We start from the raw sequence: 13,192 nt of genomic DNA, 5'->3' as shown, positions 1-13,192 counted from the left end.
TGTGAGGCGTTATGACTTGCGCGCTTCTTCACGCAGCACGAATTTCTGGATCTTGCCGGTGGAGGTCTTGGGGAGTTCGCTGAAGATCACCGTCTTGGGCACCTTGAAGCGAGCCAGGTGCTCGCGGCAGTGCGCGATGATGTCCGCCTCGGTGACCTCACCGTAACCCACCTTCAGCTTGACGAAGGCGCAAGGGGTCTCGCCCCACTTTTCGTCGGGCTTGGCCACTACCGCGGCCTCTTCCACGGCCGGGTGCGCATAGATGGCGTTCTCCACTTCGATGGTGGAGATGTTCTCGCCGCCGGAAATGATGATGTCCTTGGAGCGGTCCTTGATCTCGATGTAGCCATCCGCATGCCATACCGCCAGGTCACCGGTGTGGTACCAGCCGCCCTCCAGCGCCTGCTCGGTGGCCGCCTCGTTCTTGAGATAGCCCTTCATCACGTTGTTGCCGCGCATCAGGATCTCGCCAACGGTCTCGCCATCCTTGGGTACGGGTTCCAGGGTATTGGGGTCGGCAACACAGAGCGCTTCGAGCATGTGGTAGCGCACACCCTGGCGCGACTTGATCTTCGCTCGCTCCTCCACGGGCAGCTCATCCCAGGCCTCGCGCCAGGCACAAACGGTCACCGGGCCGTAGACCTCGGTGAGTCCGTAGACGTGGGTCACCTCGATGCCCATCTTCTCCACTCCGGAGATGACCGAGGCGGGTGGCGCGGCACCGGCGGTGGTCACCTTCACCGGATGGTCGAAGTCGCGCTTGTCCTCGTCGGGCAGATTGACCAGGCCGTTGAGCACGATGGGCGCCCCGCTGAAGTGGGTCACCCTCTCATCGACGATCAGGGCCATGATCTTCCTGGGATCGACCCGGCGCAGGCAGACGCTGGTCCCGGCATTGGCGGCAATGGTCCAGGGGAAACACCAGCCGTTGCAGTGGAACATCGGCAGCGTCCAGAGATAGATCGGATGGTGCGGCATGGCCCATTCCAGGATATTGCTCACCGCATTGAGGTAGGCGCCGCGGTGATGGTAGACCACCCCCTTGGGCTTGCCGGTGGTGCCGGAAGTGTAATTGAGCGAGATTGCCTGCCACTCGTCCTCGGGCAACCGGTAGGCGTAGTCCGGGTCGCCCTCGGCCAGCAGCGCCTCGTACTCCAGCTCACCGATATGGCGGGCGTCTCCCTCGAACAGCACATCGTCCACGTCGATCACCAGCGGCTTGATGGCCAGCTGCGAGACGGCCTCCTCGACGACGTCGGCAAACTCCGGGTCCACCAGTACCACCTGGGCCTCGCCATGCTCGAGCATGTAGGCGATGGCTTCGGCATCGAGTCGAATGTTGAGCGTGTTGAGTACACAGCCGGCCAGCGGCACACCGAAGTGCGCCTCGAACATGGCCGGCACGTTGGGCAGCATGGCGGCCACCGTCTCGCCCGGCTTGATGCCGCGCCTTTCCAGCGCCGAGGCGAGCCGGCGGCAGCGCGACCAGGTCTCGGCCCAGCTGCGGCGGATATCGCCATGCACCACCGCCGGGTAGTCCGGGTAGATGGAGGCGCTGCGCTCGATGAAGGTGAGCGGCGACAGCGGTACATGGTTGGCCTGCGTCTTGGGCAGGCCCTGTTCGAAGATGCTGTTGTTCATGGTGGGCTCCATTCTGGCGTCATTATTATGGTGCTGTGCGGTCATTATGGTGCTGCGCTGTCGCTGTCCCATGACAGGAGAACACAAATGCCGCCGGCTTGGCTCTAGCGCCCAGTACCGGCGGTGGGATCAGATGGCCGTGGCATCGAAACCAGCCAGACTGGCCATGCCGGCTTCGATCACGCTGCGGTTCGCACGCCCTACCGGCAGCCACTGGCGCAGCGCGAAGTCCGCGGCGACCAGCTTGGCCCGGTAGAACGGCTCGCTGCTGCCCCCGGCCTGGGCAGCGCTGGCCTTGAGGGCGGAGAGCCCCATCTGCCAGGCACACAGCACATGGCCGGCCAGGTTGAGGAAGGGGGTGGCATAGGCTGGATGGCATCCGCTCCGTTCTCGGGATCGCTGCCCTGCTCCAGCACGATGGCCATGGCGGCACGCAGGTCGGCGGCCCCGGCGGCAAGACTCTCTCCCAGGGCGACCAGTTCGCCATGGCCGCGCAGCGCCTCGGCGGTAGCTTCGACACGGTCGAGCAGATCGTTGAGTGCCGCGCCACCGTCGCGCTGCAACTTGCGGCCGGCCAGGTCGAGGGCCTGGATGCCGTTGGTGCCCTCGTAGATGGGTGCGATGCGGGCATCACGCAGCAGTTGGGCGGCGCCGGTCTCCTCGATGAAGCCCATGCCGCCATGAACCTGCACGCCCATGGAAGCGATATCCACGGCCTGGTCGGTGGAGAAGCTCTTGACCACGGGAATCAGGACGTCGACCCGGGCCTGGGCCGCCTTGCGCTCGGACTCGCCTGCGCCGTGACGGGCCACGTCGAGTTCGGCGGCACAATAGAGTGCCAGAGCTCGCAGGGCATCGGTGCGAGCACGCATGGAAAGCAGCATGCGCCGCACGTCCAGATGCTCGCTGATGGTGGTCTCGGCGCCCCGCGCCTTGCCCTGCACGCGGTCCAGGGCGTAGGCAAAGGCGTGCTGGCAGGCCCGCTCGGCCACGCCGATGCCCTGGATGCCGACCTTGTGACGCGCCTCGTTCATCATGGTGAACATGTGGTTGAGGCCACGCCCCTCCTCGCCCACCAGGTAGCCGATGGCACCGTCGCCCTCGCCGAAACTCAGGGTGCAGGTGGGCGAGCCATGAATGCCGAGCTTGTGCTCGATGGAGGCACAGGTGACGTCGTTGCGCTCACCCAGCGAGCCGTCAGCATTGACCAGGGGCTCAGTTACCAAGTACTTCGGCACCAGGAACAGCGAAATTCCCTTATTGCCCTCCGGGGCATCCGGAGTACGAGCCAATACCAGATGAACGATGTTCTCGGCGGCGTCATGCTCGCCCCAGGTAATGAAGATCTTCTGGCCGAACAGGCGGTAATGATCCCCCTCTTCATCAGGGCATGGAACAGCCCGGGTGCGTACCTTGGATAGATCCGAGCCGGCCTGGGGCTCGGTGAGGTTCATGGTACCGGTCCAGCTGCCTTCGACCAACCTGGCAGGTAGGTCTCCTTGAGTGCGTCACTGCCGTGATGCGCCAGCGCCTCGATGGCGCCAGCGGTGAGCATCGGGCAAAGACCCAGCGCCATGTTGGCACCGTGAAGCATCTCCTGCACGCTGCTGGCTACCACCTCTGGCAGACCCTGACCACCGAGCGCCTCGGAGACGCCGATCCCGTTCCAGCCGCCGTCGACATAGGCCTGATAGGCCTCGATGAAGCCGTCGGGCAGGGTCACGCCGCCATCCTCGCGACGGGAGCAGCCCTGCCGGTCGCCACTGGCATTCAGCGGCCCCCACACCTCACCCGCCAGTCTGGCGGCCTCCTCCAGCACGGCTTCGACCAGATCCGGGCTGGCTTCCTCGAAGCCGGGCAGGGCCAGCGAACGATGCTCAAGCAGTTCCTCGAGCACGAAACGAAGGTCACGGACGGGGGCAGTATAGGGAAACATGAAAATACCTCGGGAAAATGATAGCAAGAATAGTAGTTTCACTACTTTTCATTAACCATTATCCCTATGTCGCATGCCGTTCACCAGACAAAAGCACTGCGCCCGATACGGGAAGGTACCGGGCGCAGAAAAGTGGTGGGGCAAAACAGTGACCGCTTCAGCCGCGGTAGGAGCCTGCTGCCTCTTCAGCCGACCGCGCCTGGTCGAGATCGGCCCCGTTGGGCGACTCCTCGTCCTCGTAGTAGGCGATATGCGGCTCATCGGGGGGCGGCGGGCCCACCAGCGGCTCGGCCGTCTCCACGTCCGGCACCGCCTCGGACAGGTCCTCCATGTACTCGTGCTCGGTGGCGCCCTGCATCAGCTCTTCGGTCACCGCCAGCTCGGCACCAGCCGACGACATGGGCGTAGAGGGTGCGAAGGGTGCCACCGGCAGCGGCGCCGGGCGCACGCTGCGCCGCCAGCCGAAGAAGGCCACCATGCCGATGCTCATGGTGCCGAACGCCCAGAACAGCCCCGCGTCGCCCACCGCTGCCATGATCGGCGAAATCAGCGGGGGGCTCACGGTGGAGCCGATGGCATTGATCAGCAGCAGGCCCTGGCTCATGCGCACCAGCGCGCCGGCCGGGGCACGGTCCGCGGCGTGTCCTACCGCAACCGGATAGAGGGCGAATACGCCACCGCCCAACAGGAAAAGCAGGCCCGCCAGCACCCAGGTATTCAATGGCAACAGCAGCATGCCCGCCGATATGAGCGTACAGAAGGTGCAGATCAGGATCAGCACCATCTGGCGATCATGCCGGTCGGACCAGCGGCCGATGGGGTACTGCAGCAACATCGCCCCCAGAATCACCACTGCCATCATCTGGCCGATCTGGTTCACTGTCAGGCCAACGCGCTGGAGGTAGAGCGGCAGCAGTGAATAGACGGCAGCCACCGCCAGCCCCGAGCCGAAGCTGCCCATCACTCCGGTTGGCGTCAACGTGATGAGTCGCATCGGCGAGAGCGGTTCGGCATGTTCGATCAGTGGCGACACCCGTGGAATCATGGCCATGGGCAGCACCGACAGCGATGCCAGCATACCGATCACCATGAACGGTGCGGTGACGCCCATGGCGTCGGTCACGCCCAGCAGCAGCTGGCCGAGGACACCGGCGGCATATAGCGAGATCATGTAGAGCGCCAGCAGTCGACCGCGAACCTTCTGGTCTCCGGAGGTAAGCAACCAGCTCTCGATGACCAGGTAGACCCCGACGGTGGCCCAGCCGCCGATCAGGCGCAGCACGAACCAGGAGATCGGGTCGAGCCATAGGCCCTGCAGCAGCACGGTGACGGCAACCAGCGAGGCGAAACTGCCGTAGGCGCGGATATGGCCGATGCGCAACAGCAACCGGTCGTTGAACATGGCACCCAGCGCCAGGCCGATAAAGTAGGCCGACGAAACCCAGCCGATTACCACCGGCGACTCGCCCGCGGCGTCCAGGCGCAGGGTAATCAGCGTAGCCAGGAAGCCGTTGCCGATCCCCAGAATGAAAAGTCCCAGCAGGGGCGCCAGGGCCATGGCCAGCAGTTGCCGCGACATGAAAGGCCTCTCGACAGCAGTAGAAGAATCGGTAAAACGGTGCGATAGGGAAACAGTGTGGCAGGACCTGCCGAGAATGCCCGCCAGGCAAGACTTGCTACTATGCAGAAACATTTGAGACGGGATGACGCGGCGAAAATCATACGCCGCCGGCACCATAAGTCAACGCCGGAATGGTGCCTTCAGGACTCTATAACGGCGGCTTATCGAAAAGCGACCACAACCCCCATCGAACGTTGATTTCCGGCGTTGTTTTACCCTGGCTTGCGCTGCAACAGGGCCACATCGGCGGCAGGCAGTTCAAGGCGCATATCGAGATGAGAGGCCAGCCACTCGAAGGTGGTGTCGCTGAAGAAAACCACATGGGTGGGATCGAGAATATAGTGCCAACGGGTAAAGGCTTCCCAGGTTGTCACCCGCTTGGTCATCAGGCCCAGCCAGCCAGCGGGCCGCAACATGCCCGCCAGTCGTTCGAGTTCACGCCCCGGTTCGAAGAGATGCTCCGCCACTTCAGTGGCCGTGATGAAGTCGTACTGGCGCTCGAGCACCACCCTGTCAGCGGCATAGAAGGGATCGTAGATCGCCATGGGGTGCCCCGCCTCCTCGAACATGAGCGAAAGCGTGGGGCCGGGGCCTGCGCCGAAGTCGAGCCCTTGCGCACCCGGAGTCAACCGGGCAAGCAGTGGCGTATATAGCCGTGACAGGAACTGCCGATAACCGCTGTCGTCGGGGCTGTTCTCGTGCTGGTCGTAGACCGCTTTCTCCGCAGCGGGAGCCAGACGCTGGGCGGGAGGCACGAAGACCAGTTTGCAGTGTTCACAACGGGAATAGTCGCGTCGGACATCGCAATGATAGTGGTGCGTATCGCGAGATCCGCATAGCGGGCAAGTCTGCATCATCGTATCCTCTGTGCCAGTACAATCTTTCAAGGAGATGTGAATGCTGTCAGGTCTCGACCACCTGGTCATCACCGTGACCGATATTTCCCGCGCCGTGGACTTCTATTCCCGGGTGCTGGGGCTGGAAGTGCGCTACCGCGACCGTGAACGCGTCGACCTGCTGCTCGGCGACGTCGCCCTGCGACTGCACTGGACCGCCACCGACATCGAGCCCCGTGCTGCCACCCCCACTCCCGGGAGTCTCGACCTGTGCCTGCGCAGCCTGTTGCCGCTGGACGAAGTGCAACGGCACCTGGAAGCGCTCGATGTCGAGGTGGAGCTCGGCCCGGTCGACCGTCAGGGCGCCACCGGCCCCATCGAATCGCTCTACCTGCGCGACCCGGACGGCAACCTGCTGGAGATCAGCCGTCCGCTGAAGACAGCCAGCGAATAGTCGCGCCACTGGCATTGTCCCATCTGGCCGGTATCATTGGTGTGACTGGCCAAATCAGCAACACATCTCGCCATTCACCTGCTGGACGTGACATGACCGATAACCTGCATCCTGATGATAACCATGATCGCCGGAGCGTGAACGATCCGGGGTCTCCCGACACCACCATACCCATCGTCATCTATGCGCTGTTACTTGCCGGCATCATCAGCGGCGGGCTGACACAGGTGATCGGTGTGATAATGGCTTATGTCTACCGCGGCAAGGGTCCCCACTGGCTCGACGAGCATTACCGCTACCATATCCGTACTTTCTGGATGGCGATGCTCTATTTTGCTATCTCCGGCCTGCTGACGCTGATCATGATCGGCTTCGTCACCTGGCTACTGACAGTGGTCTGGCTGGTGATTCGCTGCGTGAAAGGGCTCAAGAGCCTGCAGGAGAAGCGCGCTCCCGATAACGTGGACACCTGGCTGTTCTGACGCCCATGAGTGCAACACGGTCTCGTTCACACGCCGTTCAGGCGCGCCTTGCCACCACGCTGTGGCGCACCCTCGCCGGCCGTCGCCTCACCAGCCTGTGGCGCCTTTCCCGCCTGGTCGGCCCGCTGGTGTATCGCCTGAGCCGACGCGAGCGCGACGTCACCGAAATCAATCTCGCCCAGGTCTATCCCGAGCAGAGCGCGACAGCGCGTCGTGGCCTGGCCCGCGAAAGCCTGACCCACTCCACCGCCACCATGCTGGAGCTGGGCTTCGCCTGGATGGCCGACCCCGGGCGGGTCGAGGCTTCCATCGTCGAAGTCCATGGCCGGGAACTGCTCGACGAGGCCCGCGCCCAGGGGCGAGGCGTCATCGTACTGGCGCCGCACTTCGGCAACTGGGAGGTGCTCAACTTCTGGCTCTCCGGTCACTTCCCCTTCACCGCCATGTATGAGCCGCCCAAGATCGACGAACTCGACCCGGTGACACGTGAGGGCCGTGAGCGCATGGGGGCATCACTGGTGCCCACCAACCCCCGCGGCGTGGCGGCATTGCTAAAGGCCCTGAAGCGCGGTGAAGCCATCGGCATACTGCCCGACCAGGAGCCCAACTGGGGTAGCGGCGTCTTCGCCCCCTTCTACGGCCGCCTGGCCTATACCGCCACCCTTCTGCCCAAGCTGGTGGCCCGGACCGACGCCCGCGTCGTCACCGGGGTGGCAAGGCGCCTGCCGGGTCGCGGCTTCGCCATTCACTTCCTTGCCGCCGACGAACGTGTCTACGAAACCGACGAGACTACCTCGGCCACGGGCGTCAATGCCTGTGTCGAAGATGCCATTGCGCTGGACCCGGCCCAGTACCAGTGGGAGTACAAGCGCTACCGCAAGGTGATCCAGCAGCAGGAAGGTCATCCGGATCATGGCTCGTTTCGACTTTACTAGAATCAATTTCCATAACTTTGTCTTCCCGATGGCTGGCAAGCCGCCACCATCCTGCTAGACTGCCTGCAACGCTTGACGGGGTGCCGGTGGAACCGGCTGAGATCGCCATATGACACGCACGGCAGTGCGACCGTCATCACGGCGGGGCCCGTAGAACCTGATCCGGCTCGTACCGGCGTAGGGATCAAGCGGTGGCCCTGACGCGGCATCTGCCGCCACCTGACCCGGCCACCTCTTTTCCCCCCGCCCGCTCCGGATCCGAGCTGATACCGGAGGAAAGATGGGCTATCGCTTCACCGACCTTACCGCCGCATGCCACGACGACTGGCGCGCCTATATCGAGCACGACTTCGTTCGTCAGTTGGGCCAGGGCCGCCTCGCCGATGAGGCCTTCCGCCACTACCTCAAGCAGGACTACCTGTTTCTGATCCACTTTGCTCGTGCCTATGCGCTGGCCGCCTACAAGAGCCCGACCCTGGCCGACCTGCGCCAGGCGTATGAAGGCTTGAAGGCGATCGTCGACGTCGAGCTCGAGCTGCACGTCGGCTACTGCCGGGAGTGGGGCATCAGTGAGCAGCAGCTGGCCGAGCTCCCCGAAGCCCGCGCCACCCTCGCCTATACCCGCTACGTGCTCGACACCGGCAACCGCGGCGACCTGCTCGATCTCCACGTGGCGCTCGCCCCCTGCCTCATCGGCTATGGCGAGATCGCCAACTGGCTCAATGCCCAGCCGGAGACCCTGCGCGGCGACGCCAACCCCTACGACGCCTGGATCGCCATGTACGAGGGCGAGGAGTTCCAGGGCGCCATGCGTGCCGAGCTCGACTGGCTCAATGCGCGCCTGGTCGACGTCACGCCGGCACGCTTCGAGGAGCTGACGCGGACCTTCCGCGACGCGACGCGGCTCGAGATTGACTTCTGGCAGATGGGGCTGGATGGCAGCGATTGACCCCACTGCCTTGTAGTAGACCCGTTGCTGCTGCCACAGGGTGAGGGGCGCCGGGGGCAGGCCGAAGAGGAGGTCCTACGCCATGGATGGCGTAGGTAGCGTACAGGGAGGTATTCACAGCGCCTCCTCGCAGGCCTGCCGCCGGATCAGCCCCGGACTCAAGGCAGCAACAACCCTGCCCGCCTATGACGGCGAGCACCACCACGCTTGACGGGGTGCCGTTACCGACGGCTGAGATCATGTGCACAAGCATGGATCCCGTTGAACCTGAACTGGCTAGGACCAGCGTAGGGATCAAGCGACACGCAGAGAGGCCCCGGCCGCTCTGCCCCTGTCCTCCCAGCTGTCCTCCCTGACAAGACCCTGACAACCCCAAGGGAGAACACCATATGAGCAAGACCCAGCACTTCCTCGCCGAGACCGCCATGGTCGACCAGGCCGCCATCCAGCCGCTGCCCGGCTCGCGCAAGGTCCATATCGAAGGTTCGCGGCCCGATATCCGCGTCCCCTTCCGCGAGATCTCGCTGTCGCCGACCAGGACCTCCGGTGAGGACGAGCAGAATCCGCCGCTGCTGGTCTACGACACTTCCGGCCCCTATACCGACCCCGAGATCAGCGTCGACCTGCGCCGCGGCCTGCCGGAGCTGCGCCGCGCCTGGATCGAGGAGCGCGGCGACACCGAGTTCCTCGACGGCCCCACCTCCGAGTACGGCAAGCGCCGCGCCAACGACCCCATGCTGGCCAAGCTGCGCTTCGACCTGAAACGCACGCCACGACGGGCCAAGGCCGGCAAGAACGTCACCCAGCTGCACTTCGCCCGCCAGGGAATCATCACCCCGGAGATGGAATTCATCGCCATTCGGGAAAATCAGCGCCGCCAGGCACTGGGTACAGCCGAGGTCGAGCGGATTCTGGGTCACCAGCACCCGGGCGAGGGTTTCGGTGCCCGACTGCCGGAGGAGATCACCCCGGAGTTCGTCCGCGCCGAAGTGGCAGCGGGCCGGGCGATCATCCCCTGCAATATCAACCACCCCGAGTCCGAGCCGATGATCATCGGCCGCAACTTCCTGGTCAAGATCAACGGCAACCTGGGCAACTCGGCGGTGACCTCCTCCATCGAGGAGGAGGTCGACAAGATGACCTGGGGGATCCGCTGGGGCTCGGATACCATCATGGACCTCTCCACCGGCCAGAACATCCACGAGACCCGAGAGTGGATCATCCGCAACGCTCCGGTGCCCATCGGCACCGTGCCGATCTACCAGGCGCTGGAGAAGGTCAACGGCGTGGCCGAGGACCTCACCTGGGAGGTGTTTCGCGACACCCTGATCGAGCAGGCCGAACAGGGGGTGGACTACTTCACCATCCACGCCGGGGTGCTACTGCGCTACGTGCCGCTCACCGCCAAGCGCGTCACCGGCATCGTCTCCCGGGGCGGCTCGATCATGGCCAAGTGGTGCCTGTTCCATCACCGGGAGAGCTTCCTCTATACCCACTTCGAGGAGATCTGCGAGATCTGCAAGCAGTATGATGTCGCCTTCTCCCTGGGTGACGGCCTGCGGCCCGGCTCGGTGGCCGACGCCAACGACGAGGCTCAGATGGCCGAGCTCAGGACCCTCGGCGAGCTGACCCATATTGCCTGGAAGCATGATGTCCAGGTGATGATCGAAGGCCCCGGCCACGTGCCCATGCACCTGGTCAAGGAGAACATGGAGAAGCAGTTGGAGTACTGCGACGAGGCGCCTTTCTATACGCTCGGCCCGCTGGTCACCGACATCGCTCCCGGCTACGATCACATCACCTCCGGCATCGGTGCGGCGATGATCGGCTGGTACGGCTGCGCCATGCTCTGCTACGTCACGCCCAAGGAGCACCTGGGCCTGCCCAACAAGGACGACGTCAAGACCGGCATCATCACCTACAAGATCGCCGCCCACGCCGCCGACCTGGCCAAGGGGCACCCCGCCGCCCAGCGGCGCGACAATGCGCTGTCCAAGGCGCGCTTCGAATTCCGCTGGGAGGACCAGTTCAACCTCGGCCTCGACCCGGATACCGCCCGTGAGTACCACGACGAGACCCTGCCCAAGGACTCCGCCAAGGTGGCCCACTTCTGCTCCATGTGCGGACCCAAGTTCTGCTCCATGAAGATCAGCCAGGAAGTCCGCGACTATGCCAACGAACACGGGCTGAACGGCGATCAGGAAGCGGTGATGAAAGGCATGGAAGAGCAAGCGGAGAAGTTCCGCAAGGAGGGTGGCGAACTCTACAAGGAGGTGTGACCTTCCTCGCCAACAGCCAACCTCTGCACGCCGGCCACTGGTCGGCGTGTTTTTTTGTGCCACATGGCGACAGCGAAGAAGGTCTGGATGTAGCCTGTAGCCATGACGGTGGCCGCTACCTGCTTATGCCACCCCTTGTGCAAGGACCCAGTGCAGAAGGACAACAATGATGCCCCACCTGCATGTAGCGCTAGTGACAGAGCGTCCGGAAGCCTGCCTGATCCCACTGCTTCAGCTGCGCCCCCAGCGGGTCGTGCTGGTTGCCGGAAGGCTGAAGCAACAGGCCGCCGAGCGGCTGCAGATACTGCTGCAGCACGAACTGCCCGCCAACACCGAGATCCATCGGTGGGACGAAATGCCGGAGCGCGATCCGCAGCGTATCGGCGACTTCGCCACTCATCTGGCCCGATGGCTCTCTCAACAACAGCAAGACGATCCTGAACTGACCGTCACCTATGACCTGGCCGACAGCGACAAACTCACCGCCCTGCTCTTTCAGCAGGCCATGAGCCACTGCAAGGCCGACTGGCTCTATGTCGACAACCGTGCCGGTGCGCTCTACCGCATGGGGCCGGGACTGAACACCTCAACGCTTGCGGCCGTGGCCATCGAACCCGTGCTCGACATCGACCTCTTCCTTCAGGCAAACGGCCGCAAGCGCATCAAGGCGCTATCCGATAATCCGGCCTGGCGCAGTGCCGTCGAGCGTCACCGGGCCCTGACCCACTATCTGGGCCATCAGGCCGACAAGCTGGCCTGGCTATTGAGCGAGCTCAATGAGCGGGTTCATGGTCCGCAGGGTGCTCTGGTCACCACCGATCCAGCCAAAGGCCCGCACCTCGCCCCATCCCGGTGCCAACAGCTGCTGAGTCGCGCACCGCACTTCCCCTGCACCGACGCGCTGAACGAGTTGAACGACGCCGGCATGCTCGAGTGGTCGAGCGCCGCCCCCCAGCGGGTCAGCTTTTCCTCCCTCGCCGGCGCCCTCTACCTCGGCGGTGGCTGGCTTACCGAATATGTCTGGCTCTGCGCCCAGGAAGTCGGCCTGCACCAGGCCTGCTGTGGGGCCCATGTTCTCGATTTAAGCGGGAATCACAACGGCGAACCCGTGGTCTCGGACTGCCTGGCCGTGCACCACAACCAGTTGCTGTTCATCGAGTGCCTGACGACTCGCCCCGGCCCCGACGCCTGCCTTGAGCAGGGGCTCAAGCGACTGCACGACATGCTCGACCACTCGGCCGGCCTGGCAAGCACCCGCCTGCTGCTAGCCTGCGGCGAATTCGACCGTGCACGCCAACATCTTACCGAGCTGCAGCACAGTCAGGGGCTCAGGGTGGCCGTCATTGAATGCGGCGAGTTGAAACGACTACCCAGCTACCTGCGGCACTGGATGGAGACCGGCAACTGGCCACAGCCATGAGCCAGATGAAAAAACCCCTGCCAGACGGCAGGGGCGAAGAAATAGCTTGGGAAATACTGGACCGGGTATAGCGACCATTCAGAAGCGGAAGCGTACACCGACGCTTGCCGCATCGAAGGTATAGTCGGACTTGTCCAGGTAACGCATGTAATCGGCACCAACTGCCAGGTTGGGTGCCACGTCGAACTCGGCGCCAGCCCCGTAAGAGAAGCCGCTCTCACGGTCCATGTCGAAATCCACTTCGGTCATGCCTACCAGGCCGTAAATCCGGAACTCCTGGGAAATAGGCGCTATACCCTTGGCGTAGGCACCCACCAGATAGTCCAGTTCGACATCACCATCGGAACCGCCGGTGCCGACATGGGCCTCTGCAGCAAAGAATTCATTGAATTGGGCGCCACCTCTGATACGCAGACCCGTGGAATTGGAGGACGAAGCACCATCGGGGTTGAGATCCCAGAACATGGCATCGCCACCGACATAACCTTCAGGATACATCGGCGTCTGGTATTGGGCCTGCGCTGCGGTTGCGAAGCGCCGGTGATCAAAAGAGCAGCGGGAATGGCTAGCAGTTTCATGATGCACCTCCAATTAAAAAACAGCGTTTCCTTACACGCAGAGCTAGTTTGGCTCAAGAAC

At 63.7% G+C, this 13,192-nt stretch carries 10 protein-coding genes, 1 pseudogene and 2 riboswitches; of the genes and pseudogenes, 6 read left to right on the top strand and 5 right to left on the bottom strand.

The genetic code is table 11. The features are described 5' to 3' along the window. Window positions 1–9 precede the first annotated feature (9 nt). The 4 genes and pseudogenes from Q427_RS00520 to Q427_RS00505 form a co-directional block, all read right to left on the bottom strand. Entirely contained in the window at window positions 10–1,641 is a 1,632-nt protein-coding gene (locus tag Q427_RS00520) for an acyl-CoA synthetase (protein ID WP_043510187.1), read from the bottom strand. 129 nt (window positions 1,642–1,770) lie between these two features. Continuing rightward, window positions 1,771–3,577: pseudogene (locus Q427_RS00515) on the bottom strand (acyl-CoA dehydrogenase). Between the two features lie 157 nt (window positions 3,578–3,734). Next, a complete protein-coding gene (locus Q427_RS00510; protein ID WP_043510185.1) occupies window positions 3,735–5,156 on the bottom strand; it encodes an MFS transporter in 1,422 nt (473 codons plus the stop codon). A gap of 254 nt (window positions 5,157–5,410) precedes the next feature. Continuing rightward, the gene (locus Q427_RS00505) at window positions 5,411–6,055 is read right to left on the bottom strand and encodes a class I SAM-dependent methyltransferase (protein ID WP_043510183.1); all 645 of its coding nucleotides are present in this window, start codon (window positions 6,053–6,055) and stop codon (window positions 5,411–5,413) included. A gap of 40 nt (window positions 6,056–6,095) precedes the next feature. Here Q427_RS00505 and Q427_RS00500 point away from each other — a divergent pair, with 40 nt between their 5' ends. The 6 genes from Q427_RS00500 to Q427_RS00470 all read left to right on the top strand — a co-directional run bounded on the left by Q427_RS00500 (window position 6,096) and on the right by Q427_RS00470 (window position 12,553). Beyond that, window positions 6,096–6,488: a VOC family protein gene (locus tag Q427_RS00500; protein ID WP_043510182.1), complete on the top strand. Its 393-nt coding sequence runs from the start codon at window positions 6,096–6,098 to the stop codon at window positions 6,486–6,488. A 92-nt stretch (window positions 6,489–6,580) separates the two neighbouring features. Beyond that, complete coding sequence (locus Q427_RS00495; protein ID WP_043510179.1) at window positions 6,581–6,970, top strand: DUF4870 family protein; 390 nt, start codon at window positions 6,581–6,583, stop codon at window positions 6,968–6,970. A 5-nt stretch (window positions 6,971–6,975) separates the two neighbouring features. Further along, window positions 6,976–7,905, top strand: coding sequence for a lysophospholipid acyltransferase family protein (locus Q427_RS00490; protein ID WP_043510178.1), 930 nt, complete (start codon window positions 6,976–6,978; stop codon window positions 7,903–7,905). 66 nt (window positions 7,906–7,971) lie between these two features. Beyond that, window positions 7,972–8,106, top strand: a riboswitch (TPP riboswitch). 79 nt (window positions 8,107–8,185) lie between these two features. Then, on the top strand, window positions 8,186–8,854 hold the full coding sequence (tenA, locus tag Q427_RS00485; protein ID WP_043510177.1) for a thiaminase II: 669 nt from the start codon (window positions 8,186–8,188) through the stop codon (window positions 8,852–8,854). Between the two features lie 201 nt (window positions 8,855–9,055). Then, window positions 9,056–9,165, top strand: a riboswitch (TPP riboswitch). Window positions 9,166–9,243: 78 nt separating this feature from the next. Further along, a complete protein-coding gene (gene thiC, locus Q427_RS00480; protein WP_043510175.1) occupies window positions 9,244–11,133 on the top strand; it encodes a phosphomethylpyrimidine synthase ThiC in 1,890 nt (629 codons plus the stop codon). A 169-nt stretch (window positions 11,134–11,302) separates the two neighbouring features. Beyond that, window positions 11,303–12,553, top strand: a complete 1,251-nt coding sequence (locus Q427_RS00470; RefSeq protein ID WP_043510172.1) for a Card1-like endonuclease domain-containing protein — start codon at window positions 11,303–11,305, stop codon at window positions 12,551–12,553. Between the two features lie 78 nt (window positions 12,554–12,631). On the opposite strand, the gene Q427_RS00465 is transcribed toward Q427_RS00470, so the two are convergent. Beyond that, the gene (locus Q427_RS00465) at window positions 12,632–13,051 is read right to left on the bottom strand and encodes a porin family protein (protein WP_231613288.1); all 420 of its coding nucleotides are present in this window, start codon (window positions 13,049–13,051) and stop codon (window positions 12,632–12,634) included. Window positions 13,052–13,192 lie beyond the last annotated feature (141 nt).

This window comes from Halomonas sp. BC04 (assembly GCF_000568385.1).
Note: the sequence above shows the minus strand (reverse complement) of the source record. Positions and strands in the feature narration are given on the sequence as shown.

Excerpts from the sequence above, each read along its gene's own strand:
- Q427_RS00520 (WP_043510187.1), bottom strand. The coding sequence starts at position 1,641 with ATGAACAACAGCATCTTCGAACAGGGCCTGCCCAAGACGCAGGCCAAC.
- Q427_RS00510 (WP_043510185.1), bottom strand. The coding sequence starts at position 5,156 with ATGTCGCGGCAACTGCTGGCCATGGCCCTGGCGCCCCTGCTGGGACTT.
- Q427_RS00505 (WP_043510183.1), bottom strand. The coding sequence starts at position 6,055 with ATGATGCAGACTTGCCCGCTATGCGGATCTCGCGATACGCACCACTAT.
- Q427_RS00500 (WP_043510182.1), top strand. The coding sequence starts at position 6,096 with ATGCTGTCAGGTCTCGACCACCTGGTCATCACCGTGACCGATATTTCC.
- Q427_RS00495 (WP_043510179.1), top strand. The coding sequence starts at position 6,581 with ATGACCGATAACCTGCATCCTGATGATAACCATGATCGCCGGAGCGTG.
- Q427_RS00490 (WP_043510178.1), top strand. The coding sequence starts at position 6,976 with ATGAGTGCAACACGGTCTCGTTCACACGCCGTTCAGGCGCGCCTTGCC.
- tenA (WP_043510177.1), top strand. The coding sequence starts at position 8,186 with ATGGGCTATCGCTTCACCGACCTTACCGCCGCATGCCACGACGACTGG.
- thiC (WP_043510175.1), top strand. The coding sequence starts at position 9,244 with ATGAGCAAGACCCAGCACTTCCTCGCCGAGACCGCCATGGTCGACCAG.
- Q427_RS00470 (WP_043510172.1), top strand. The coding sequence starts at position 11,303 with ATGCCCCACCTGCATGTAGCGCTAGTGACAGAGCGTCCGGAAGCCTGC.
- Q427_RS00465 (WP_231613288.1), bottom strand. The coding sequence starts at position 13,051 with ATGTATCCTGAAGGTTATGTCGGTGGCGATGCCATGTTCTGGGATCTC.